Below are 23,898 nucleotides of genomic sequence, written 5' to 3' on the forward strand. Positions count from 1 at the left end.
CCATGAGCCGGGACGCCGAGCACTTCTCCGAGGTCGGGCGCGGCCCCCTCGCCCGCTGGTCCGCCGGCGTCTACTGGGCCCTCGTCATCGAGGTGCTCGTCGTCCTCACGTCCTTGCCCGGTCTCCTGCTGGTGGCGGCCCTGGACCGCTCCCTGGGCAACGTGCCGTTCGTCGCCCTCGCGGCCGTGCCGATCGGGCCCGCGCTCGCCGCGGCCGTCTTCGCGTGGCGGGACTACCTGCACGCTGCGGCGGGTGACCGTGACCTCGCCCCCGCGCGGCACTACTGGCGGGGCTACCGGCAGAGCTGGCGCGACGTGCTCCTGTGGTGGGTGCCGACCCTCGTGGTGCTGGCGGTCCTCGGCGTGAACGCGTCGGCCGGGGGCGCGTTCACGATCGTCTCCCTGGTGCTCGCCGCCGGGGTGCTGGTGTGGGCCGGCAACGCGCTCGTCCTGTCGTCGCTGTTCGCGTTCCGCACGCGCGACGTCGCCCGGCTCGCGGCGTACTACCTCGCCGCCAAGCCGCTGGTGACGCTCGGGGTGGTGTCGCTGCTGGTCGTCGGGGTCGCCGTCGCCGTGTCCGCGACCGACCTGCTGCTCGCGCTGCTCGCGTCGGTCCTCGTGCTGATGCTCGTCCGGAACGCCGGCCCGGTCGTGGCGGACGTGACCGAGCGGTTCACCCACGACGGCCCCGGTCCCTCCCCACGCCTTGCGCGCGGGGCCGGAGGGACGTCTCATGGCGAGGACGGACCGACGGTGCGCGGACAGGGGGAGTCATGAGGGCAGTGGTGGGCGACACGGTGGTCGCCGAGGCGGCCGTGGAGGACCTGATCAAGATCGAGGGGAACTGGTACTTCCCGCCGTCGAGCGTCAACGAGGAGCTCGTCTCGACCAGCCCGACGCCGTACACGTGCCCGTGGAAGGGCGAGTGCCAGTACCTCACGGTCACCGTCGACGGTCGCGTGCTCCCCGACCGCGCGTGGCGCTATCCGGCCCCCTACCCGAGCGCGTTCGAGCGGGTGGGCAAGGACTTCACCGACTACGTGGCCTTCTGGAAGGACGTCGAGGTCGTCGAGTAGGCGACCGGGTCAGTAGATGGTCCGGCCGTGGGCGTCCGGGACGCCGCTGGTCCGCCACACGTAGGTGCGCACCTGGTCGCGCCACTCGTGCGCGCACCGCACCTGCTCCGCGAGCCGCTCGACGACCCGGTCGAACAGGTCGTCGGGCACCCGGCCCTGCACCGCGCCCCACCGGTCGGCCAGCTGCTCCGTGCGTCGCGCACCCTCCCAGTGGGTGTCGTACACGTGCTGCGCGACGGACACGCCGCTGTGCAGCACGTGCGTCCACGGCACGTGGTGGAAGAAGAGGAGGAGCTCGTCGGGGCAGGTGTCGGGCGACTCGTAGACGTCCCGCCACGGCGGCGGGAGCTGGCCGGTGAAGCCGGTGCCGGTCGCCCGGGTCCGGTCCACCCCGATGCCGTCCCGGTCGGCGAAGTGGTACGTGCCCCACGGGCTGTACTCGTACCCGTCCACGGACGGGCCGTAGTGGGTGCCGGGCGTGACCATGAAGCCGACGCCGAGCGGTGCCGTGTAGTCCTCGTACGTGCGCCACGAGCCGTCCATCAGGTCGTGCAGCACCTCCCGGACCGTCGGGTCGGTGCCGAACGTGAGGCCGATCCACTCGTCGAGCAGAGCGACCGGGTCGGCCGACGGTTCCCAGGCGAGCCGGGCGAACGCGTAGAGGTTGGCCTGTGCCAGCGGGTGGCCCGTCCAGAACCCGTCGGTGCCGACGTTCGAGACGGCGGCGAGCCCACCGGTCGCGAGCCGCGCGACGGTCCGGCCGTCCGCGGCCAGCGGGAACCCGAGGATCTCCGACCACTGCGGCCCGAGATAGCAGACGTGCTGCTGCTGCCCCGTGTACTCCTGGGTGACCTGCAGCTCGACGGCCAGCCGGGTCTGCGGCATGGCGGCGATGACGGGGGAGACAGGCTCGCGGGCCTGGAAGTCCATCGGGCCGTACTTCACCTGGAGGACGACGTTGTCGTCGAACCGGCCGTCGAGCGGCGTGAAGTGGTCGTACGCCGCGCGGGCGCGGTCCGTCGAGCGGTCCCGCCAGTCCTGCCGGTGGTCGTACACGAACGCCCGCCAGAACACGGTGCCGCCGAACGGCGCGAGCGCGCGGGCCAGCAGGTTGGCCCCGTCGGCGTGGTCGCGACCGTAGGCGAACGGGCCGGGCTGACCCTCGGAGTCCGCCTTGACGACGAAGCCGCCGAAGTCGGGGATCGTCGCGTAGACCCGGGCGACGGCGCCGGCCCACCACGCCTGGACAGCGGGGTCGAGCGGGTCCGACGACGGCAGGCCGCCGACCGTGATCGGCGCCGCGAACGACACCGACAGGTAGGTGCGGATGCCGTGCGGCCGGAACACGTCGGCCAGCCGCGCGACGTCCGGCAGCCCGTCGGTGAGGAGCCTGGCCTCGGTGGCGTGCACGTTGACGTTGTTCAGCCCGACGGCGTTGATCCCGACCGACCCGAGCAGCCGGGCGTACTGCCCGACCCGGGACAGGTCGTCGCGCACCCGGCCGTCGGCGTAGAACAGCGATCCGCCGGCGTAGCCGCGCTCCACCTGGCCCATGACCGGGTGCACGTCGACGTTGTCCCAGTGGTCGAGCATCCGGATCTCGTTCGCCGGCAGATCGGCGACGACCACGTCGTCCTCGGCCGCGAAGGCCGCCTCGCCGCGACGGACCAGGTCGTGCAGACCGTAGAGCAGCCCGGCGGCGTCCGCAGCGGCGACGACGGTGCGCCCGTCATGGTGGAGGTGGATCGCCGAGCCCGGCTCCATCGGCGTCCCGCGGCCCAGCACGAGCAACCCGTCCAGCGCTGCCTCGACCGCCGGCAGGTACGGGTCGGTCCGCGTCGGTGGGGGAGTGTTGGCCAGGTCTGCCGACGGCGTCCCGGTGCGTCCCGAGCTGCCGACCACGGCGAGCACGACGTCGTGGGCCTGCACGTCGCCAGCCGACACCGGTCCGTCCAGCGTGGACGTGGCACGCCCGCCGAAACGGGCCGTCGCGGTCCTGACCTCCGCGACGACGGTCGCCGCCACCGGACCGTCGTCCGGTCCGACGGCGACGAGCACGCGACGTCGGCCGAGCGGCCGGAAGGCCTCGTCGGGCAGCCACATCGGGTGGACGTGCTGGTCAGGGACCTCGCTCACCAGTCGTGCACCGTGCCGTCCTTGAGCCGGTTGAACGGCAGGTAGGCGGCCTGGTACGGGTACCGCGCGGCGGCGTCGTCGTCGTACTCGACGCCGATCCCGGGCACCTCGCCGGGGTGCAGGTAGCCGTCGTCGAAGGTGAACGTCTGGCGGAACACCTCGTTCGTCCGCGCGCCGTGCTGCATGTACTCCTGGATGCCGAAGTTGTGGATCGCCAGGTCGAGGTGCAGCGCGGCGGCCATGCCGACGGGGGAGATGTCGGTCGGCCCGTGGATGCCGGACCTGATCTGGTACTGCGCGGCGAAGTCGAGGATCCGCCGCAGCGCCGTGATGCCGCCGGTGTGCGTGACGGCGGACCGGACGTAGTCGATGAGCTGCTCGCGGACCAGCGTCTGGTAGTCCCACACGGTGTTGAAGACCTCGCCGATCGCGAGGGGCGTCGTGGTGTGCTGCCGGACGAGGCGCAGCGCGTCCTGGTTCTCGGCGGGCGTGCAGTCCTCCAGCCAGAACAGGTCATAGGGCTCGAGGTCCTTGCCGAGGCGGGCGGCCTGGATCGGGGTCATCCGGTGGTGGCCGTCGTGCAGCAGCGGCAGCTCGGGACCGAACTCGTTCCGGACCGCCTCGAACACGCCGGGCAGGTGCCGCAGGTAGGCGCGGGTGTCCCAGTCCTCCTCGGCGGGCAGGGGGGCGCGCTGCGCGGGCTCGTAGTCGTAGCGGCCCGACGACGACGGCTGCGCCGCCACCCCGTACACCGCGTCGATGCCCGGCACGGAGGTCTGCACGCGGATCGAGCGGAAGCCCTGTTCCTGGTGGTGGCGGATCGAGTCGAACAGCTCGGGCACGTCCCTGCCGCTCGCGTGCCCGTACGCCATGATCCCCGTGCGGCTGGCCCCGCCGAGCAGCTGGTAGAGCGGCAGCCCGGCGACCTTCGCCTTGATGTCCCAGAGGGCCACGTCGACCGCGGCGATCGCGGCCATCGTCACGGGTCCGCGACGCCAGTAGGCCGACCGGTAGAGGAACTGCCACGTGTCCTCGATGCGGTGGGCGTCCCGGCCGACCAGCAGCGGCACGACGTGGTCCGACAGGTAGCTGGCCACCGAGAGCTCGCGACCGTTGAGCGTGGCGTCACCGAGACCGACCACGCCGTCCTCGGTGGTGACCCGGAGCGTGACGAAGTTGCGGTCCGGGCTCGTGACGAGCACCTCCGCGGACCGGATCGCGCTGCCCGTGCGGGCTGCTCCGCTGTGCTCGGGCGAGGCGGTGCCGGTCGGGTCGTCCTGCTGCGCGGGCATGGCTGTCGTGTCTCCGATCCGCGGCAGTCACGCGCCGGTCGTCGTCGACGGGGTGCTGCGCGCCTCGGCGAGCCTACGGTCGGCCGTCGCGGGATGGCAATCGTTTGCCATCAATTGCCAAGGCGCGTAGCGGCCGTCACCATGAGCCCGTGACCGACAAGCCGCCGACCCTGCGCGACGTCGCCGCAGCGAGCGGTGTCGCGATCTCCACGGCGTCCCGCGCGCTGTCCCGGCCCGGCCGGATCAACGAGGAGACCGCCGTCCGCGTCCGCGAGGCCGCCGCCGCGCTCGGCTACACGGTCGGAGCCTCCGGCCGGGCCCTCAGCAGCGGGCGCACCGGCACGATCGCGCTCGTGGTCCCCGACGTCACGAACCCGTTCTTCTTCGGCATCGTCCGCGGCACCCAGGCCGCCCTGCGCGCCGCCGGGTACACGCACGTGCTGGTCGACACCGAGGAGTCCGTCCAGGCCGAGGAACGGGCCCTGCGGATGCTGCGCACCAGCGCCGACGGCGCCGTGCTCGCCGCCCCGCGCCTCGGCGACGAGTGGCTCGTCGCGTGGTCGTCCGCGCTGCCGCTCGTCACGCTCAACCGCCCGGTCAACGGTGCCGGAGTCGTCATCGACACCCCCGGCGGCGCCGTCCAGGCCCTCGAGCATCTCGCCTCCCTCGGCCACCAGCGCATCGCCTACGCGGGAGGGCCGCGCACCTCGTGGTCGGACAGCCGCCGACGCACAGCCCTGCGCGCAGCCGCCCGGCGGCTGCGCGTCGAGGTCGTCGCCCTCGGCCCCTACGCGCCGCAGCGCGAGGCGGGCGCCGCAGCGGCCGACGCCACCTGGCAGTCGGGGGCCACCGCCGTCCTGGCGTTCAACGACCTGCTCGCGTTCGGCATGCTCGAACGCCTCGCGTCGCGCGGCGTCGACGTCCCGGGCCAGCTGAGCGTCGTCGGCTGCGACGACGTGTTCGGCGCCGACCTCGTGCGGCCCGCGCTCACCACCGTCGCCGCCCCGCTCGAACGCGCCGGGCACCGCGCCGCCGACCTGCTCCTCGCCGCGATCGACGGGCGGCCGCTGCGGCCGGCCGACCGGTACGACGAGCTGCCCACGCACCTCGTGGTGCGCGAGTCCACGGGGCCCGCCGCTCCCCGCTGACCGCCCTGTGGCCGCGGCCGCCGCGCCGCACCCCGCCGCACTCCACCTCGCCGCACTCCACCCGCCGCACTCCGCCGCACCGCACCCCGCCGCACTCCACCCCGCGGCACTCCGCCGCACTCCGCCGCGCCGGTCGGGCCGGCCGGCCGACTCAGGAGACGCGCGTCGAGGCCGCCCGACGGCTTCGGGCGGCCTCGGCGACGTGTGGCCTACTCCACGGTGAAGAACGTCGGGTCGCCGAACAGGGTGGAGACGGTCCAGTTGCCGGTCCCGGCAGCGGCGTCGGCCTGCGGGATGGCGATCACGACGTTGCCGGAGCCGGTGGCCCCTGCGTACATGTCGTTGAGGTCGTTCATCGTCGGCGCGGGTGCGACGACGGAGGCGTCCCCGGGGGTGTGTGTCGTTCCGGCGGCGCTGACGAACTCCACCGACAGGTCGACCCACGGCGTCGCGGCCTCCTCGCCGAGGCGCGTCAGGTTCACCGTCACCATCGCGTAGACCATGCCCTCCGGCGCCGGCTCGTTGAACTGGTTGGCGGCGGCGACGGCGGCGTTCGCGTCCAGCACCGCGTTCGACAGCGCGACGGACCACGTCTCCGTGCCCGCCTCGCTGAACGTGACCGTCTCGCCGAACGGCGCCGGGTTGGTCCGGGTGCCCACGTCCCCGTCGGCTGCGGGCTCCTCCGCGGACTCGTCGGCCGGCTCATCGGCCTGGTCGTCGGCCGGGTCGTCCCCCTCGTCCTCCGGCTGCGCGGCGTCGACGCTCGGCTCCACGACGGCACTGTCGCTCCCGCTCACCTGTTCCAGACCGGAGGTGAGTGCCCCGCTCACCGCCGAGACGACGAGACCCACTCCGATCCCGACCGCCGTGATGATCCACGCCAGCTTCTTGTGCTCCTCGTACCCCGCGAGGCGCCGCCCGAGCTTGTCGCGCTGCACGCCCGCCAGCGTGAGGACCAGGTCGACCAGCACCCAGATCCCGCAGCCGCCGAGGGTGACGAGCTTGAGCACCCCGGTCCCGACCTTGCCCAGGTAGAACCGGTCGACGCCGAAGTACCCGAGGAACCAGGAGAACAACCACGTGGCGATGAACGACTTGTCCGAGACACCCGGGTCCACCCCCGACGGGCCCCCGTAGCCGGGAGCCCCGAAGGCAGGTGCGCCGGAGCCCGGTGCGCCGTAGCCCGGGGCGCCATAGCCCGCGGGCGGCGGCGGGCCACCGAACCCGCCCGGCTGGGGCGGCTGGGGCCCCGGGGATCCCGTCCCGTACGTCGGGACCGGCGCGGGCGGTGGAAACCCGGACGCGGGATAGGGCGGTGCGGGAGGTGGCGCCGGTGCGGGCGGGGTGGGAGGACCCGACGACGCGCCCGAGGGTGGTACGTCCGGTCCCGTGGGTGGGCGCGGCTCGTCGGCCGGCGGGTCCTGGTTGGTCGTCACGAGCTTCTCCGATCGTCGACGGGAGGCCGACATCGAAGAGCTGCTCCCCGGGCGGGCACGGGCCCCCACCGTCCCCCCGGATATCTGAACGGTACAACCGGCACTTTCCGGGCGACCAGCGGAACGCTGGTCGCACCGCGAGCGACCCGCCCGGCACGACGGCCGCGCCGGACGAGACCGCATCCACGTGCGCGTGCGCCGCACGGCGACCCGGTCAGGCGACGTCGACCGGCCGCGGCGCGGCGACCCGGTCAGGCGACGTCGACCGGCCGCGGCGCGGCGACCGGTCAGGCGACGTCGACCCGCCGCGGCACGGCGACCCGGTCAGGCGACGTCGACCGTGCCCTCCAGGGCGGCGAGCAGTCCAGGGCCGTACCGCTCCAGCTTGGCCGCACCGACCCCGCTGATCGTCCCGAGCTCGGCGAGCGTCGCGGGACGCCGCTCGACGACGGCCCGGAGGGTGGCGTCGTGGAACACGACGTACGCGGGCACCCCCTGCTCACGCGCGGCTCCGGCCCGCCAGGCCCGCAAGCGCTCGAACAGCTCGGTGTCCGGTCCGTCGAGGTCCGCCGTGGCGGGTCGACGGCCGCCGCGGTCGTCGCGCGACGCCCGCGCGCGAGGCGTCTTCTCGGGCTCGCGCCGCAACCGGACCTCGCGCTCGCCGCGGAGGACCTCGGCGCTCGCGGGGGCGAGCCGGAGGGTGCCGTACCCGTCGGTGTCGACGCCCAGCAGCTCCATCGCGAGCAGCTGCCGGACCACGCCCCGCCACTCACCGTCGGACAGGTCGGTGCCGACACCGAACGTCGACAGGGACGCGTGACCCAGCTGCTGCACGCGCGGGGTCGGCTTCCCGCGCAGGATGTCCACCAGGTGCCCCACGCCGTACCGCTGGCCGCGCTGCTCCAGCCGCACGACGGTCGACATCAGCTTCTGCGCGGCGACGGTGCCGTCCCACGACTCCGGCGGCACCAGGCAGGTGTCGCAGTTGCCGCAGGCCTCGGCACCGCTCTGGCCGAAGTAGTTGAGCAGCTGGACGCGCCGGCAGGAGACGGTCTCGCACAGGGCGAGCATCGCGTCGAGGTGCTGCGTCAGCCGGCGGCGGTGGGCGGCGTCGCCGTCGGAGGTGTCGATCATGCGGCGCTGCTGCACCACGTCGGCGAGCCCGTACGCGAGCCAGGCGGTCGAGGGCAGCCCGTCGCGGCCGGCCCGGCCGGTCTCCTGGTAGTAGCCCTCGACGGACTTGGGCAGGTCGAGGTGGGCCACGAAGCGCACGTCCGGCTTGTCGATGCCCATGCCGAACGCGATGGTCGCGACCATGACGACACCGTCCTCGCGCAGGAACCGGGACTGGTTCCGTGCCCGGACCTGCCGGTCGAGCCCCGCGTGGTACGGCAGCGCCTCGATGCCCTGGTCGACGAGGTAGGCAGCGGTCTGCTCGACGGACGCGCGGGACAGGCAGTAGACGATCCCGGCGTCGCCCGGGTGCTCGGTGCGCAGCAGGTGCAGCAGCTGGGCCCGGGGGTTGTCCTTGGGGGCGATCCGGTACTGGATGTTCGGCCGGTCGAAGCTCGCCACGAAGTGCCGTGCGTCGCGCAGCTGCAGCCGCTCGGCGATCTCACCGTGGGTCGCCTCCGTCGCGGTGGCGGTCAGGGCGATGCGCGGGACCTCCGGCCACCGCTCGTGCACCATCGACAGCTGCAGGTAGTCGGGCCGGAAGTCGTGCCCCCACTGCGACACGCAGTGCGCCTCGTCGATCGCGAACAGGGCGATCCGGCCCCGGTCGAGCAGCTCGACGGTCTCCCGGACCCGCAGCCGCTCGGGCGCGAGGTAGAGCAGGTCGAGGTCGCCCGACAGGTACGCCTGCTCGACGGCCCGGCGCTCGTGCGGCTGCTGCGTGGAGTTGAGGAAGCCCGCCCGCACGCCGAGCGCGGAGAGCGCGTCGACCTGGTCCTGCATGAGGGCGATGAGCGGCGAGACGACGACGCCGGTGCCGGGCCGGACGAGCGCGGGAACCTGGTAGCACAGGGACTTGCCGCCGCCGGTGGGCATGAGGACCAGCGCGTCACCGCCGGTCACCACCGTGTCGATGATCTCGGCCTGGTCGCCGCGGAACTCGCCGTAGCCCCAGACGCGGTGGAGCACCTCCAGGGCCGACGGCGCCGGCCCGTCGTCGAGCAGCGTGGCGACCGGGTGGGCGGCGGCCCGGACGGGGAGGCCGGCACCGGCGCCTGAGCTTCGCGACGCCCGGCCCGTGCGGCTCGCGGAGACCTCCGCCCCGGAGGGCCACGGCTCGACCAGGTCGGGTGGGACGTCGTCGTAGGCAGGGTCGTACGGGGGCTCGCCGAACGGCGGCTCGTCGAAGAAGGGCTCGTCGAACCCCGGTGCGCCTAACCCCGGCGCACCGAACCCCGGCGCACCGAGCCCCGGCGCACCGGACCCCGGCGCACCGGACCCCGGCGCACCGAACAGCGGCTCGACCTCGGCGGCCACCGGGAGGTCGTCGACGGCAGCGCGCGTGGACTCGTCGGACGGTCGGGAAGGCACGCGCCCAGCCTACGAGGGCGCGCAGGCCGGCCCGCACCCGGCCGGGCGCGTCGTGGGGACCTGTGACACGCCGCCGGCTGTGGGCGGTTCGACCGGTCGGTGTCGCAGGAGGAGCACACCGGCTGACCCGCCGGGCGCGAAGTCGTGCGGCCGGTCGCCGACGGTCCGTAGGGTGACGGCATGGGAACCGCACTCGTCACCGGCGCCAGCGCCGGCCTCGGACTGGAGTTCGCCTGGCAGCTGGCCACCGCCCGGCACGACGTCGTCCTCGTGGCCCGCGACGAAGAGAGGCTCTCCCGGCTCGCGGACCAGCTCCGCGCCGCCGCCGGGGTCCGCGCCGAGGTCCTCGTGGCCGACCTGTCCGACCGCGGCGACACGGAGCGCGTCGCCGAACGGCTGCGCAGCGACGTGGAGCCTGTCGGGCTGCTCGTCAACAACGCGGGCCTCGGCCTGAACCAGACGTTCGTCGGCGGGGACCTCGCACGGGAGGAGGAGGCCCTGGAGGTCATGGTGCGGACGGTGCTCGTCCTGTCGCACGCGGCTGCCGGGGCGATGGTCGGGCGTGGCAGGGGTGCCGTCCTCAACGTCGCGTCCGTGGCCGCGCTGCTCGCCTCCGGCACGTACTCCGCGCACAAGGCGTGGGTCCGCTCGTTCACCGAGGGCCTCGCCGTCGAGCTGCGCGGCACGGGCGTCACGGCGACGGCGCTGTGCCCGGGCTTCGTGCACACCGAGTTCCACGAGCGCGGGCGGATCGACACGAGCGCGTACCCCGAGATCGGGTGGCTCAACGCGGAGGACGTCGTCGCCACCGCGCTCGCGGACGTCCGCCGGGGGGCCGTCATCTCGACGCCGAGCCTGCGCTACCAGCTCCTGTCGGGCATCGTCCGGCTCGCGCCACGCGCGGCGGTCCGCGCCGTCAGCGGGTACCGCAAGGCCCTGGAGGCCAGCGCCGAGTAGCGGTCGCGGCCGGTAACCTGTCGGCCGTGACCCAGGACCTCTCCCCGACGCCCCGCGAGCAGCTCCTCGCCCTCATCCAGGACCTCGCGGTCGTGCACGGGCAGGTCACGCTGTCGTCGGGCCGCGAAGCCGACTACTACGTGGACCTGCGGCGCGTCACGCTGCACCACCGCGCGGCTCCGCTGATCGGCCACCTGCTGCTCGACCTGCTCGAGGAGGCAGGCCTGGGCACCGCGGAGGTCGACGCCGTCGGCGGCCTGACGCTCGGCGCCGACCCCGTCGCGACGTCCCTGCTCCACGCCGCGGCCTCCCGCGGGCAGGACCTCGACGCGTTCGTCGTCCGCAAGGAGGGCAAGGCCCACGGTCTGCAGCGCCGCATCGAGGGGCCGGACGTCGCGGGTCGTCGCGTCGTCGTGGTCGAGGACACGTCGACGACCGGCGGGTCCGCCATCACGGCCGTCGACGCGGTGCGGGAGGCCGGTGCCGAGGTGGCGGGCGTCGTCGTGATCGTCGACCGGGCGACGGGGGCGCGGGAGAGGATCGAGGCGCTCGGTGTCCCGTACCACGCCCTGTTCGGCCTGGCGGACCTCGGTCTCGCCTGACGGCACGGCTCCCGGCATGACGAGTCCCCACCTGCGCCCGTGGAGACCGGCCGACGCAGCGGCGCTGCACGCGGCCGTCCTCGAGAGCCCGGACGTCGCCCGCCAGCTCGCCGGCGGCGCCGACCTGGCCAGCGTCGAGGCGTGCGCGCACCTCATCGACACGGAGCTCGCACCCTCGTCGCTGTCGGTGCACCACTTCGCGGTGGTCGCCGGCGGCACGGTGGTCGGGAACGTCGGCGTGGGCAGCGTCGAGCGCGTCCACGAGACGGCATGGACCTTCTACTGGCTGACGGCGAGCGCCCGCGGCCGGGGTCTCGCGACTCGTGGCCTGGCGGCCGTCGCCCGCTGGGCCCTCGACGAGCTGGGCCTGTTCCGGCTGGAGCTGGGCCACCGGCTGAACAACCCGGCGTCCTGCGCGGTCGCGACCCGGGCGGGCTTCGCGGCCGAGGGCGTCGAGCGGGCCAAGCTCCGGTACGGCGCGGAGCGGTACGACGTCGAGACGCACGCGCGCCTCACCACCGACCCCGACCCGTTCGTCCGCCCACTGCCCCTCGCGGGCTGAGCCCGCGGCAGACCGACGCGAGGGCTACACCCGGTCGACCAGGTCCTGGATCGAGTCGACGATCTCGTTGGGCCGGAACGGGAACCGGGCGACGTCGGACTCCTTCGTCGACCCGGAGAGCACCAGGAACGTGCGCAGGCCGGCCTCGATGCCGGCGACGACGTCGGTGTCCATCCGGTCGCCCACCATGACCGTGGTCTCGGAGTGGGCGTCGATCCGGTTCAGCGCGGACCGGATCATCATCGGGTTGGGCTTGCCGACGAAGTAGGGCTGACGACGGGTCGCCGCCTGGATCATCGCGGCCACCGCGCCCGTGGCCGGCAGGTCGCCCTCGGCGCTCGGTCCGGTGACGTCCGGGTTGGTCGCGATGAACCGGGCGCCACCCTGGATCAGCCGGATCGCCTGCGTGATGGCCTCGAACGAGTACGTGCGGGTCTCGCCGAGCACCACGAAGTCGGGCTCGGCCGCCGTGAGGGTGTACCCCACCTCGTACAGCGCCGTGGTCAGGCCTGCCTCGCCGATGACGTAGGCGGACCCGCCGGGCATCTGGTCGGTGAGGAACTGGGCGGTGGCCAGCGCCGACGTCCAGATGGCCTCCTCGGGCACGTCGATGCCGGACGTCGCCAGCCGTGCGCGCAGGTCACGCGTCGTGAAGATCGAGTTGTTGGTGAGGATGAGGAAAGGGCGCTCGGCGTCCCGCAGGGCGCGCACGAAGTCCGCCGCCCCGGGCAGGGCGGTGCCCTCGTGGACGAGCACGCCGTCCATGTCGGAGAGCCACGAGCGGATCTCCCTGGTCATGCCCCGAACGCCTTGCGCTCGACGGCCTCCCGCTCGGCCTGGTCGTCGTACCGCGCGTCGCCCTCGGTGACCGGCACCCCTGCGGCCGCGGCGGCCCGGTCCTTGCGGCGCTTGCGCCACAGCTCGACGAGGATGGGCGTCAGGGAGAACAGCACCACGAGGACGAGCAGCGCCTCGATGTTGTCCTTGATGAACGTGATGTTCCCGAGCCCGTAGCCGAGCCAGGTGACGCCACCCGCCCACAGCACCACGCCGATCGCGTTCCACTTCACGAAGTGGCCGTACGGCATCCGGCCGACGCCGGCCGCGACGGACGCGTACGTGCGCACGAACGGGATGAACTGCGCGATGATCAGCGTCCGGCCGCCGTACCTGTCGAAGTAGGCGTACGTCTGGTCGATGTACCTCTGCTTGAAGAACCGCGAGTCGGGCTTGCTGAACACCTTCGGACCCAGGCCTCGGCCGATCCAGTAGCCGCACTGCGTCCCGGCGAAGGCCGTGAGAATGAGGATCAGCGACAGCGGCCAGATCCCGATCGGGACGTCGAGCGAGTCCTGCGCCACGAGCGCGCCGGCCGTGAACAGCATCGAGTCGCCCGGCAGGATCGGGAACAGCAGGCCGACCTCGACGAAGATGACCGCGAGGATGCCGACGAGCGCGGCCGTGCCGAACGAGTCGATGAGGTGCTGGGCGTCGAGGAAGTCGGGCAGGAGCGCGTGCACGGGGGCGCCCGCCTGGACGGCAGGCAGGGCGGCCGCGAGGGCCGTCGTCGTGAGCATGCGCACCAGCCTACGGTGCGGCCTGTGAGCGCCACGTGCGGCTGTGTGACCGGGTTGTGCGCGGCCTGTGCGGCCACGCGGCTACGGTGGCGCGCGTGGACGCCGAGCCGGACGAGACCGTGGACGCACCGTCCCACGAGCCTGCGCACCAGGCGCGGGACCTCGAGGCCGTCGGCGTGGGGCCGTGGCCGGGCCCGTTGCCCGACGACCCGCGCTACGACCCCGAGCTGCTCGCGCACGGCGACCGGCGCAACGTGGTGGACCGGTACCGGTACTGGACCGTGGAGGCCGTGGTCGCCGACCTCGACACACGCCGCCACCCCTTCCACGTCGCGGTCGAGAACTGGGCGCACGACCTCAACATCGGCTCCGTGGTGCGGACGGCCAACGCGTTCGCGGTCGCCGAGGTGCACATCGTCGGACGCCGCCGCTGGAACCGTCGCGGCGCGATGGTCACCGACCGCTACCAGCATGTCCGGCACCACCCGACGGTCGACGACCTCCTCGGCTGGGCAGCGACGGGCGGCCCGCACGGCGCTCCCGTCCCGGTGCTCGGTGTGGACAACCTCCCGGGCTCCGTCCCGCTCGAGGGCTACCCCTTGCCGAGGTCCTGCGTGCTCCTGTTCGGTCAGGAGTCGGTGGGGCTGTCCGACGCCGCGCGCGCGGCCGCCGTCGACGTGCTGCACATCGCGCAGTTCGGGTCCACGCGCTCGATCAACGCCGCCGCCGCCGCGGCGATCGCGATGCACGCCTGGATCGCCCAGCACGCGCGGCTGGACGGCTGACCGGACGCCCGGCGCGCCGTGGCGCCCTCGCCTGCACGGCAGGCCAGGGCGCCACGGGTGGTGGTGCTCAGTACCAGGAGGTCTGGGCGACGGCGGGGCCGCCCTGGCAGTACACGGCCGCGCGTGCGAGGCGACCGTTCAGGTTGTTCGCCACCATCGTGTAGGCGTAGCCGACGCCGCCGTCGACCGTCTCGGTCACCGTCGCGAAGCTCGACGTGTCGTACGCGTAGAAGCTGCGGTCGGTGTAAGCGGCGCACCGGCCGTCGTTGACCTTCGCGCCGTCGAGCCGCGCGTAGGCGCCGTAGCTGTCGTTGTAGCAGAGGCGGACCGTCAGCGTCCGTCCTTCGAAGACGTACTTCTTCGACGCCACGGGCTGGCTCCACCCGGTGCCGCCGCACGCGTGGTTCCCGGTGGGGTACACCCCCTCGTGCGGCAGGTTCCCGTACCCGCCGTACCAGCCCGGCGCGGCCTGCGCGGACGTCACTCCCATGACCGTCGCCACCATGGCGGCGACCGCGACCAGGAGCGTCCGGAGCAGGCGGCGCCGGTGCAGCGCGCCCGTCCTGCCGATGCCCTGCTCCCGGCCCACCGTCGGTGTCCCCTGCTGTGCATCCGTTGAGTTCACTGGGTTTCCTCACTCGATCCCGTCGGTATGGTCTGCGGCCGGTGCGTGCGCCACGTCCCGGGGACGACGCCCGACGGGGCGACGGCCGGCGAGCGGCGCACGTCCTGGCCCGCACCAACAGCCTGGGGCGCGGCGCTGACCAGCAGGAAGACCGTGGGACGGTTCGGGGACGGATGTGGGACGCCGGTCTACCGCCGCGCCGGGACCTGCTGCACGCACTGGCCGGGCGCGCGCTGGATCCAGTCGCCGACCGAGACCCAGCCGTCGACGGTCCGCATGTGCCCGTTGACGACCTCGGGCGGCTCGGTCACCAGGAACACCTCGTCCGGTGCGTAGGTCCGATCGATGACCCGCCGACCCTCGCCGGGCTTGTCCGAGAGGAGCACCGGCGCAGGGTCCCCGTCCGTCACGACGTAGCGCCACGGGCACAGGCGCACCGCGTCCGGCCGGTCGCGGAGGACGGCGGCGCCCACCACGGCCGCCGCCGCGACGACCACGACCCCCGACCAGAGAACGAGGCGCCGGACCGACGGGCGTGACGCGACACCCCTGGGTGGCCCCATGCTGCCGTGCGGGTCGCCGGCCGGAGCTGCGCGGTCGGCCGGCGCTGTGGAGTGGGGCGGTGGCGCCTCGGAGCCGGTCGGCGGCGGTGGCACGGCGTCGGCCTGTCTGCCGTCCGACGGCAGCTCGGCCCGCGTGTCGGACGGCGGCTCGGCCCGCGTGTCGGCCGGCGGCTCGGCCCGCGCCTCGGCCCGGTCGTAACGGCTGAGGCGCTCTCGGCGTGCCTCCTCCCAGAGCTCGCGCAGCTCCTGCGGGCTCCGCTCTCCGGTGCGGCACAGCGCCTCGACCACGGACCACGGGGGGACCGCGGTCCCGGCGAAGTACCGGGAGAGCGACGAGTCGCTCGTGGCCGTCGCCCGCTCCAGCTCCTTGAGGCTCTTGCCCGCGGTGCGACGCAGGTCGCACAGCTCCTCGGCCAGCCTCGCCGCTGCCGCCCCCATGAGATCCCCCGCCGTTCACCGGACGCTGCCCGGGGCAGAGCGTAGGGGAGGGGGCCCCGGCGGGGCGATGGTCGGTGCGCGGGGCAAACGATTCGCAGCCCGGTCCATCCTGCCGCAACCGGGCGGCCGTCCGTAGGCGGGACGTCCCGACCGCCACCTCACCCAGTAGTGGCAAACTCAGACCGACACCGCCCCACCCACACGCAGGAGATGCTGCAGATGGCCATCGCCACCCCTGAGGTCTACGCCGAGATGATCGACCGGGCGAAGGCAGGCAAGTTCGCCTACCCCGCCGTGAACATCACGTCCTCCCAGACCATCACCGCCGCGCTGCAGGGCTTCGCGGAGGCTGAGTCGGACGGCATCCTCCAGGTCTCCGTCGGTGGCGCGGAGTACGCCTCCGGCTCCACCGTGAAGGACCGGGTCTCGGGCACGCTGGCCCTCGCCGCCTATGCGTCCGAGGTCGCGAAGGGCTACGGGATCACCGTCGCGCTGCACACGGACCACTGCGTCAAGAAGAACCTCGACTCGTGGGTCCGCCCGCTGCTCGCGCTGGAGGCCGAGCAGGTCAAGCGCGGCGAGAACCCGACGTTCCAGTCGCACATGTTCGACGGCTCGGACATCCCGCTCGACGAGAACCTCGTCATCGCGGCCGAGCTCCTGGAGCTGTCGCAGGCCGCCCGCACGATCCTCGAGATCGAGGTCGGCGTCGTCGGCGGCGAAGAGGACGGCCACGAGGCCGAGATCAACGAGAAGCTCTACACCACGGCCGAGGACGGCCTCGCGACCGTCGCCGCGCTCGGTGCGGGCGAGAAGGGCCGCTACCTGACGGCCCTCACGTTCGGCAACGTGCACGGCGTCTACAAGCCGGGCGCCGTCAAGCTGCGTCCGTCGATCCTCGCGGACATCCAGAAGGCCGTCGGGGAGAAGCTCGGCAAGGCATCCCCGTTCGACCTCGTGTTCCACGGCGGCTCGGGCTCCACGGCCGCGGAGATCAGCGAGGCGGTGGACAACGGCGTCATCAAGATGAACATCGACACCGACACCCAGTACGCGTTCACCCGTCCGGTCGTCGGCCACATGTTCACCAACTACGACGGCGTCCTGAAGATCGACGGCGAGGTCGGCAACAAGAAGGCGTACGACCCGCGCGCCTGGGGCAAGCTCGCCGAGGCGGGCATGGCCCAGCGCATCATCGAGGCCGCCCAGCAGCTGCGCTCGGCGGGCAACAAGCTCGGCTGACGGCTGCGCAGCGAAGGCCCCGCACCTCGGTGTGCGGGGCCTTTGCGCGTGTGTCGGGACGCGTGCGGGAGGACGCGGTCAGGCTCCCGGGCCGGTGTCGCCACCGGCGGTGTCGCCGACGGGCTGGAACGCGGCCTCGTCGTCGCCCTCGACGACGTCGACCAGCTCACCGATGCGCGTGACCTCGAGCAGGAACCGCACGGTCGGGGGGACGCGCAGCAGCCGGACGCGGTGCTGGGAGCGGATGGACAGGCGGGCGAGGAACGCCACGCCCGACGAGTCCATGAACGTCACGTGGTGCGCGTCGACCTCGATCGGCAGCCCCAGCTGCTCTGCCTCGGCCGTGGCTTCCTGGAGCTCCGGACCGAGATCGGCGTCGACCTCCCCCGAGAGCACGATGCGGGTCCGGTCGGCACCGACGATGACGTGGACGGTCCCCGGTTCGCCGACCACGGTGGTGGTCGGGTCGAGGGAGCCCGTGTCCGCGGGCTCCTCAGGGGTGGTGCTGTTACCGTCGCGCACGGTGCTCCTTCCGCTACCGTCCTGGAAGGCTCAGCGCCGTAGATTCGACGTTCGCCCGTTCGGCACGCTAGACGATCGGAGGTGGTAGTGGTCAACTCCCACACGCATCCGATCTCCGACCAGTCGCTCGACAGGGTACGGGAGCTCGCCCTGGCGTCGACCGCCGTGCCGATGGCGATCCTCGATGCCGGGCACCCCGAGCTTCCGGTGGTCTGGGTCAACGCCGCGTTCGAGAGCGCCACCGGGTACGGCCTGGACGGCGCGCAGGACCGGCACCGGGACTTCGTCGGTGCGGGTGGCCTGCGTCTGGCCGACCGGGACGCGCTGACGGCCGCGATCCGCGCCGAGCGCGCCGTGTCGCAGACCTTGTCCCTGGAACGGTCCGACGGCAGCGCCCTCACCTGCCGTGCGCACCTGTCGCCCGTCCGGGACGGCGACGGCCCGCCGTCGCACTGGGTGGTCGCCCTGCAGGACCTCACCGAGCAGCTGTCGCACGACGCCGCGCAGGCGGAGCTCGTCGAGGTCGAGCGTCGCGAGCGGCGCAGCCTCGGGCTCATCGCGCAGGTGTCGGACCTGCTGATGGACGTCGACGACCCGCACGCCCTCCGCGAGATCGCGATGCTGCTGCGGCGCGCCGTCGTCGGCTGGGCGGCGTTCTACCTCAACGACGGCGGCCTGCGCTCGGCCGAGGGCGTGGACCCGGGTCACCCGCCCAGCGGCAAGGGCCAGCGCCACGGCGACAGCCACCACGGCGAGACCCCCCGGGGCGCGCCGCACGAGCCCCACAGCCCGGAGCAGGAGGTCGAGGGCCCACCGCCGCGCTACCCGCGTGACGCGGTCCAGCTGCTGCTCGACGGCGAGCGGGAACGGCCCGTCGAGCTCGATCTCGACGCCGCGTTCGCGCCCGGGAGCGCGTCGGCGTGGCTGGCGGGGCACGTGGGGCAGGACCCGGGACACGAGAGGCGCGCGACGGCCGACCGGCGTGCCGTCGTCTACCCGGTCCCGGGCCGACGGCGGGTGCTCGGGGTGCTCGTCGTCCTCCCCCGGGAGGCGGGTGGGCTGGCCGCGGTCGAGCCGTCGACCATGACCGTCCTCGAGCTGACCGCCCGACGGGTGGGCCTCGTGGTGGACAACGCCCGGCTGTACGACCGCGAGCACAGGCTGGCCGAGACGCTGCAGCAGCGCCATGCTGCCCGAGCAGGCCGAGGTCGACGGGCTCGACGTGTGGACCTACTACGCGCCGAACTCCGAGAACGTCCAGGTGGGCGGCGACTGGTACGACGTGCTGCAGATCGCCCCGGACGTGGTGGGCGTGGTCATCGGGGACGTCGTGGGCCACGACGTCGAGGCCGCCGCCGCGATGGGCCAGCTGCGCTCCGTGGTCCGGTCGTACGCGTTCGACATCACCGCTCCGGGGCCGGTCCTGGAACGCGTCGACCAGCTCGTCGCGGGCATGCGCATCCCGCGGTCGGCCGGGCTCGTGCTGTCCACCCTGACCCGGTCCGACGGCGGCTGGAGGCTCGAGTACTCCCGCGCCGGGCACCTGCCGCTCCTGCACGTCCGCCACCGCGAGGCGGTGGAGCTGCGCGGTGCCGGCGGCCCGCTCATCGGGTTCGGCGGGCAGGGCCGCAGCAGCGCAGGGCTCGACCTGGAGCCGGGCGACTTCCTCGTCTACTACACCGACGGGCTCATCGAGCGTCGCGACCGCGGTCTGCGCGACGGTCTCACGGCGCTCGCCGGCGTCGCCGCCCACGTGACGGCGCTCGACGCGGCGGGGATCGGCGAGGAGCTCCTCTCGCGGCTGGCCGACCACCCCGAGGACGACGTCGCGGTCGTGGTGGTCCGGGTGCCCGACCCGCGCGACCACCTCGAGCGGGCCCGCAGCCCGCGCCGCCGCCGGTGGTCCCTGCCGAGCGAGCCAGCGTCGATCGGCCGCGCCCGGCACGCCGTGGTGCGCACGTGCCAGGCATGGGACATCCCGGAGGCCGCCAACGCGGAGCTCGTGGTGTCCGAGCTCGTCGCCAACGCCGTGCTGCACGGCTACGGGCACGTGTCCCTGCAGCTGTACGACACGGGTGACGGGCTGCGCATCGAGGTCGAGGACGGCAACCCGGCGCCGCCGGTCACCACGGACGGTCACCCGGGGCGCGTCGGCGGGTTCGGGATGCAGATCGTCGAGCGGCTGGCCGACTGGGGCTGGCGGCAGTCGCGAGAAGGCAAGCTCGTGTGGGCGAAGGTGCGACCCGGCGCGCTGCCCCAGGCGGGTCGCTGAGCACGTTCCCCGTCGCTCAGCACGTTCAGGGTCGCTCGGCGTGCTCGCGCTCGCTCAGCGCCTTCTCTTGAGCCGGCCGGCCGGCGCGTCGTTCTCAGGCGGGCCCGGCCGGCGCGTCGTTCTCAGACGGGCCCGGCCGGCGCGTCGTTCTCAGACGGGGCTGGGCGCGGGCCGCACGAACCCGGTGGCTCCGGCGCCCTCGGCGCAGCGGTGGTCGCCGTCCACCCGGAACAGCTCGAGCGCCCCACAGATCTCCAGGACGAACAGGTCCCGGCTGTCGGCACCGCGCAGCACCGTCGCGCCGCCGCGCTTGCGTCCGGCGTCCGCCAGGGAGATGAGGAACGCGGCACCGGTGGAGTCCATGAACGTGACGCCGCACATGTCGATCACCAGGAGCTGCCGGCGCAGACCCACGACTCGGGCGGCGATCTCCGGGAACTGGTCGCGTTCGGCCAGGTCCAGGTCACCGGAGACGACCAGGGTCGTGGTCGTCGAGGACGTGGAGATCTCGATCATGTGGTCACCCGGGGTCGGGGGTGCCCAGCTGGAGCAGCGGGCGCCGACCGGGGGGTGTCGGCGGGACGACTGTAGTTGCGCTCCCACCGGTCCGCACCCGGAACGGCGTACCGGAGAGGACGGCCGTCCAGGTCGTCGAGATCGCAGGCGGGCGACGTCCGGGCCGGACCCGTCCTCACCTGGCGCCAGGCCACGACCACGCCCCCGTCTGGGGGAGACTGGCCGGATGAGCCACGAGAACCTCCTGGACGGTCCCGCCCCGACCCTGCTCCCCGCCGACGGCCCCGACGGTGCCGCCCGCGCCGCCCTCGCGTCCGGCTCGGCGCCGCGGGACGTGGTCGGCGTCGCTCCGGCGTCGTCGCTCGTCTGGGCGCTGCTGGCGGAGCGGGCGCTCTCGGACGACGGCGACCCGGTCGCGGCGTACGCGTACGCCCGGACCGGCTACCATCGCGGGCTCGACGCCCTGCGGCGTTCGGGCTGGCGCGGCAGCGGCCCCGTCCCGGCGGACCACGCGCCGAACCAGGGGTTCCTGCGCGCGCTGCTCGCACTGTCGGAGGCCGCCGAGGCCATCGGCGAGGGCGACGAGGCCGCGAGGTGCGCGCAGTTCCTCGTCGACTCGGGCACGTCGCCCGCCGAGGTGGCCGCGCTGCGCTGACTGGCCTGCACGGCGGCGCGGTGGCCGGCCTGAGCGCCCGTGCAGCGGACGGCTCATGACCGGATGTTGACCGTCCGGTACCCTCTCGGAGGTACTGGGTCCCTGCCGCCCGTGCCCGGGTCCGCGTGCAAGCGACGACGCTTCAGCCGCGGCGCCCGCCCGCAGGCAGCAGGAAAGTGGTGATCACATGCCGGCCGTCGTGGTGCTCGGCGCCCAGTGGGGCGACGAGGGCAAGGGCAAGGCGACCGACCAGCTCGGCGCTCGGACCGACTACGTCGTGAAGTTCAACGGCGGGAACAACGCCGGCCACACGGTCGTCATCGGCGGCGAGAAGTACGCGCTGCACCTGCTGCCGTCAGGCATCCTCTCGCCGGGTGTCGTCCCGGTGATCGGCAACGGCGTCGTGGTGGACATCGAGGTGCTGTTCGAGGAGATCGACGCCCTCGAGGGCCGCGGTGTGGACACCTCGGGCCTGGTGGTGTCGTCGGCCGCCCACGTCATCGCCCCGTACAACCGCACGGTCGACAAGGTCACGGAGCGCTTCCTCGGCAAGCGACGGATCGGGACCACGGGCCGGGGCATCGGGCCCACGTACTCGGACAAGATCAACCGGGTCGGCATCCGCATCCAGGACCTGTTCGACGAGAAGATCCTGCGGCAGAAGGTCGAGGGCGCCCTCGACGGGAAGAACCACCTGCTGGTCAAGGTCTACAACCGCCGCGCGATCACGGTGGACGAGACGGTCGAGGAGCTGCTCAAGCACGCGGAGCGCCTCCGCCCCTACGTCGCCGACACCCCGCTGCTGCTCAACCGCGCCCTCGACGCCGGCAAGACGCTGGTGTTCGAGGCGGGCCAGGCGACCATGCTCGACATCGACCACGGCACCTACCCGTTCGTCACGTCGTCCTCCGCGACGGCGGGCGGCGCCTGCACGGGCTCGGGCGTCGGGCCCACGCGCATCGACCGCGTGGTCGCGGTCGCCAAGGCGTACACGACCCGGGTCGGCGAGGGGCCCTTCCCCACCGAGCTGCTGGACGACGACGGCGAGTGGCTGCGCCAGACGGGCGGCGAGTTCGGCACGACCACGGGCCGGCCGCGCCGCACCGGCTGGTACGACTCGGTCGTGGTCCGCTACGCGAGCCGCGTCAACGGCCTCACGGACCTGGTGGTCACCAAGCTCGACGTGCTGACGGGACGGGACCGCATCCCGGTCGCGATCGCGTACGAGGTGGACGGCCGCCGGTTCGACGAGATGCCCGACGACCAGTCGGACTTCCACCACGCCACCCCGGTGTACGAGCACCTGGACGGCTGGACCGAGGACATCAGCGGCGCCCGCCAGTTCGACGACCTGCCGAAGGCCGCCCAGCGCTACCTGCTGCACCTCGAGGAGATCAGCGGCACGCGCATCTCGTCGGTCGGCGTCGGTCCGGGGCGCGAGGCGACGATCATCCGTCACGACCTGCTGGCCTGAGCCGGGCTCGCAGCACTCAGCAGCACGCACGACGCAGCGCGGCGGCCGGCCCCGGAGCTCTCCGGGGCCGGCCGCCGTCGTCGTGCCGGCGCCGCGGGTCAGGCCGCCGCGACCGCCGGGCCGGGAGTCACCGGGACGTCCGCGTCGGGCCTCGTGCCACCGGTCGGCACGAGCGCCCTCTCCGCCTCGTCCACCATGCGCTGTCGCAGCACGAGCGAGACGTACACGGCGGCGAGCACGGAGAGCACGGTGGCCCCGAGGAACACCGTCGGCAGCCCCCACCGCTCTGCGGCGGCGCCGCCCAGCACCGCACCGACGGGCATGAGGCCGAACCCGATCGTCCGGCCGGCGCCGCCCACCCGGCCGAGCATCCCGGCGGGCACGATGCGCTGCCGCACCGACTGGCCGACGACGTTGCCGAGGGTGTTGGTGAGCCCCAGCAGCGCGGCCGTGACGCACAGCGCCGGGACGGTGGGTGCCACGACCGGCACGACCAGGAGCGCGGCGTTGGACAGCCAGCACGCGAGCATCAGCCGGACGTCCGGCACCACCCGGTGGAGCGGCTCGGCGAGCAACGACCCCAGCACCGCGCCGACGGCGAGGACGGTCAGCACCAGCGGGTAGCTCTGCGCGGTCATGCCGATCCGCGACCCGTCGCCGACCACCCAGAGCACGAACACCGAGAAGTAGGCGGTCGAGGCGAGGTTCATGAGCCCGCCACCGACGAGCACGGGACGCAGCACCGGGTGGTGCACGAGGAACGCGACGCCCTCGCGGACCTGGGCGCCCACCTGCTGGGGCCCGTCGGCCGGGGCCTCGTGCCGGTAGCTGCCACGGACGCCGAGGACCATCAGGGCGACGGCTGCGACGGCGAGCCCGGCGGGGATGCCGAACACCCAGCCGGCGCCGAGCGCGAGGGCGGCGCCCGCGATCGGCGCGCCGAGGAACGCGTTGGCGACCTGCTCGACGGCGAGCAGCCGGCCGTTGGCGGCCTGGAGGCGGGACCGGGGGACGAGGTCGGGGACGATGGCCCCGCCGGCGAGGTCGGCGAACACCTCGGTGACGCCGTACGCGAGGCACAGGGCGACGAGGAACGGCATCGTCAGGTGCCCCGTCGCGACGACGACCACGGCGAGGGCGAGGATCGCGGCGCGGACGCCGAGTGCGGCGGCCCGCGTGGTCCGGCGGTCGCGGCGGTCGACCACGACGCCGGCCATCAGCCCGCCCACGAGCCACGGCAGCCAGGCGGCCGCGGTGAGGAGGGCGATCTGCGCGGGGGACCGGGTCAGCGTCAGGGCGACGAGCGGGGCGCCGGTCTGCAGGACCCCGTCGCCGAGGTTCGCGAGACCGGACGAGGTGAGGTGTGCGGCGAACGCGCGGCCCAGGGGCTCGCGCCCGGCGGTCCCGGTCATGACGTCCTCCGAGGCATACGATCGACGGGAAAGTTCTGCAGACATTGCTCTGCAAAGAAGCCTCT

General features: G+C 73.7%; 22 protein-coding genes and 1 pseudogene. 12 read left to right on the top strand and 11 right to left on the bottom strand.

Going from position 1 to position 23,898, the window contains the following annotated elements; genetic code table 11:
* Nucleotides 1-2: 2 nt before the first annotated feature.
* Together ACVW07_RS15255 and ACVW07_RS15260 are read left to right on the top strand one after the other, a co-directional pair.
* A complete protein-coding gene (locus ACVW07_RS15255) occupies nucleotides 3-776 on the top strand; it encodes a YesL family protein (protein WP_456820078.1) in 774 nt (257 codons plus the stop codon).
* Nucleotides 773-1,075, top strand: coding sequence for a DUF427 domain-containing protein (locus ACVW07_RS15260; RefSeq protein WP_456820079.1), 303 nt, complete (start codon nucleotides 773-775; stop codon nucleotides 1,073-1,075). Before ACVW07_RS15255 ends, ACVW07_RS15260 begins: the two co-directional genes overlap by 4 nt.
* 9 nt (nucleotides 1,076-1,084) lie before the next feature.
* On the opposite strand, the gene ACVW07_RS15265 is transcribed toward ACVW07_RS15260, so the two are convergent.
* Complete coding sequence (locus ACVW07_RS15265) at nucleotides 1,085-3,178, bottom strand: alpha-glucuronidase (protein WP_456821093.1); 2,094 nt, start codon at nucleotides 3,176-3,178, stop codon at nucleotides 1,085-1,087.
* Nucleotides 3,179-3,207: 29 nt separating this feature from the next.
* Complete coding sequence (gene manD, locus ACVW07_RS15270; protein ID WP_456820080.1) at nucleotides 3,208-4,503, bottom strand: D-mannonate dehydratase ManD; 1,296 nt, start codon at nucleotides 4,501-4,503, stop codon at nucleotides 3,208-3,210.
* 149 nt (nucleotides 4,504-4,652) lie between these two features.
* Here manD and ACVW07_RS15275 point away from each other — a divergent pair, with 149 nt between their 5' ends.
* Nucleotides 4,653-5,651, top strand: coding sequence for a LacI family DNA-binding transcriptional regulator (locus ACVW07_RS15275; protein WP_456820081.1), 999 nt, complete (start codon nucleotides 4,653-4,655; stop codon nucleotides 5,649-5,651).
* 209 nt (nucleotides 5,652-5,860) lie between these two features.
* Here the strand turns inward: ACVW07_RS15275 and ACVW07_RS15280 are convergent, their stop codons facing one another.
* Both ACVW07_RS15280 and recQ read right to left on the bottom strand, forming a co-directional pair.
* On the bottom strand, nucleotides 5,861-7,087 hold the full coding sequence (locus ACVW07_RS15280; RefSeq protein ID WP_456820082.1) for a TM2 domain-containing protein: 1,227 nt from the start codon (nucleotides 7,085-7,087) through the stop codon (nucleotides 5,861-5,863).
* A 324-nt stretch (nucleotides 7,088-7,411) separates the two neighbouring features.
* Nucleotides 7,412-9,265 (bottom strand): DNA helicase RecQ, encoded by a 1,854-nt coding sequence (gene recQ, locus ACVW07_RS15285; protein ID WP_456821094.1) that lies wholly within the window; start codon nucleotides 9,263-9,265, stop codon nucleotides 7,412-7,414.
* Nucleotides 9,266-9,811: 546 nt separating this feature from the next.
* Between recQ and ACVW07_RS15290 the strand changes: the two genes are divergently transcribed.
* Genes ACVW07_RS15290 through ACVW07_RS15300 form a run of 3 tightly spaced genes read left to right on the top strand, consistent with a single transcriptional unit; the run spans nucleotide 9,812 to nucleotide 11,752 of the window.
* On the top strand, nucleotides 9,812-10,588 hold the full coding sequence (locus ACVW07_RS15290) for an SDR family NAD(P)-dependent oxidoreductase (RefSeq protein ID WP_456820083.1): 777 nt from the start codon (nucleotides 9,812-9,814) through the stop codon (nucleotides 10,586-10,588).
* Between the two features lie 26 nt (nucleotides 10,589-10,614).
* The gene (pyrE, locus tag ACVW07_RS15295) at nucleotides 10,615-11,190 is read left to right on the top strand and encodes an orotate phosphoribosyltransferase (protein ID WP_456820084.1); all 576 of its coding nucleotides are present in this window, start codon (nucleotides 10,615-10,617) and stop codon (nucleotides 11,188-11,190) included.
* A gap of 16 nt (nucleotides 11,191-11,206) precedes the next feature.
* Complete coding sequence (locus ACVW07_RS15300; protein ID WP_456820085.1) at nucleotides 11,207-11,752, top strand: GNAT family N-acetyltransferase; 546 nt, start codon at nucleotides 11,207-11,209, stop codon at nucleotides 11,750-11,752.
* A gap of 24 nt (nucleotides 11,753-11,776) precedes the next feature.
* Here the strand turns inward: ACVW07_RS15300 and ACVW07_RS15305 are convergent, their stop codons facing one another.
* The gene (locus tag ACVW07_RS15305) at nucleotides 11,777-12,550 is read right to left on the bottom strand and encodes an HAD-IIA family hydrolase (protein WP_456820086.1); all 774 of its coding nucleotides are present in this window, start codon (nucleotides 12,548-12,550) and stop codon (nucleotides 11,777-11,779) included.
* Complete coding sequence (locus ACVW07_RS15310; protein ID WP_456820087.1) at nucleotides 12,547-13,329, bottom strand: DedA family protein; 783 nt, start codon at nucleotides 13,327-13,329, stop codon at nucleotides 12,547-12,549. The genes ACVW07_RS15305 and ACVW07_RS15310 overlap by 4 nt, the downstream gene beginning before the upstream one ends.
* A gap of 119 nt (nucleotides 13,330-13,448) precedes the next feature.
* Between ACVW07_RS15310 and ACVW07_RS15315 the strand changes: the two genes are divergently transcribed.
* Entirely contained in the window at nucleotides 13,449-14,114 is a 666-nt protein-coding gene (locus ACVW07_RS15315) for a TrmH family RNA methyltransferase (RefSeq protein ID WP_456821095.1), read from the top strand.
* A gap of 67 nt (nucleotides 14,115-14,181) precedes the next feature.
* Here the strand turns inward: ACVW07_RS15315 and ACVW07_RS15320 are convergent, their stop codons facing one another.
* Together ACVW07_RS15320 and ACVW07_RS15325 are read right to left on the bottom strand one after the other, a co-directional pair.
* Nucleotides 14,182-14,739, bottom strand: a complete 558-nt coding sequence (locus ACVW07_RS15320) for a hypothetical protein (protein ID WP_456820088.1) — start codon at nucleotides 14,737-14,739, stop codon at nucleotides 14,182-14,184.
* Nucleotides 14,740-14,927: 188 nt separating this feature from the next.
* Nucleotides 14,928-15,740, bottom strand: a complete 813-nt coding sequence (locus ACVW07_RS15325; RefSeq protein WP_456820089.1) for a helix-turn-helix domain-containing protein — start codon at nucleotides 15,738-15,740, stop codon at nucleotides 14,928-14,930.
* A 210-nt stretch (nucleotides 15,741-15,950) separates the two neighbouring features.
* Between ACVW07_RS15325 and fbaA the strand changes: the two genes are divergently transcribed.
* Nucleotides 15,951-16,982: a class II fructose-bisphosphate aldolase gene (gene fbaA, locus ACVW07_RS15330; protein ID WP_456820090.1), complete on the top strand. Its 1,032-nt coding sequence runs from the start codon at nucleotides 15,951-15,953 to the stop codon at nucleotides 16,980-16,982.
* A gap of 78 nt (nucleotides 16,983-17,060) precedes the next feature.
* On the opposite strand, the gene ACVW07_RS15335 is transcribed toward fbaA, so the two are convergent.
* Nucleotides 17,061-17,504, bottom strand: a complete 444-nt coding sequence (locus ACVW07_RS15335) for an STAS domain-containing protein (protein WP_456820091.1) — start codon at nucleotides 17,502-17,504, stop codon at nucleotides 17,061-17,063.
* Between the two features lie 171 nt (nucleotides 17,505-17,675).
* On the opposite strand from ACVW07_RS15335, the pseudogene ACVW07_RS15340 reads away from it, so the two are divergent.
* Nucleotides 17,676-17,930, top strand: a pseudogene (locus ACVW07_RS15340) (hypothetical protein); the annotation flags it as partial.
* A gap of 760 nt (nucleotides 17,931-18,690) precedes the next feature.
* The gene (locus ACVW07_RS15345; RefSeq protein ID WP_456820092.1) at nucleotides 18,691-19,776 is read left to right on the top strand and encodes an ATP-binding SpoIIE family protein phosphatase; all 1,086 of its coding nucleotides are present in this window, start codon (nucleotides 18,691-18,693) and stop codon (nucleotides 19,774-19,776) included.
* A 150-nt stretch (nucleotides 19,777-19,926) separates the two neighbouring features.
* Here the strand turns inward: ACVW07_RS15345 and ACVW07_RS15350 are convergent, their stop codons facing one another.
* Nucleotides 19,927-20,292 (bottom strand): STAS domain-containing protein, encoded by a 366-nt coding sequence (locus tag ACVW07_RS15350; protein WP_456820093.1) that lies wholly within the window; start codon nucleotides 20,290-20,292, stop codon nucleotides 19,927-19,929.
* Between the two features lie 226 nt (nucleotides 20,293-20,518).
* Between ACVW07_RS15350 and ACVW07_RS15355 the strand changes: the two genes are divergently transcribed.
* Nucleotides 20,519-20,947 (top strand): DUF3151 domain-containing protein, encoded by a 429-nt coding sequence (locus tag ACVW07_RS15355; protein WP_456820094.1) that lies wholly within the window; start codon nucleotides 20,519-20,521, stop codon nucleotides 20,945-20,947.
* Between the two features lie 187 nt (nucleotides 20,948-21,134).
* A complete protein-coding gene (locus tag ACVW07_RS15360) occupies nucleotides 21,135-22,421 on the top strand; it encodes an adenylosuccinate synthase (RefSeq protein ID WP_456820095.1) in 1,287 nt (428 codons plus the stop codon).
* A 98-nt stretch (nucleotides 22,422-22,519) separates the two neighbouring features.
* On the opposite strand, the gene ACVW07_RS15365 is transcribed toward ACVW07_RS15360, so the two are convergent.
* The gene (locus ACVW07_RS15365; protein WP_456820096.1) at nucleotides 22,520-23,833 is read right to left on the bottom strand and encodes an MFS transporter; all 1,314 of its coding nucleotides are present in this window, start codon (nucleotides 23,831-23,833) and stop codon (nucleotides 22,520-22,522) included.
* Nucleotides 23,834-23,898: the final 65 nt, after the last annotated feature.

The organism is Cellulomonas sp. URHB0016, from assembly GCF_054057935.1.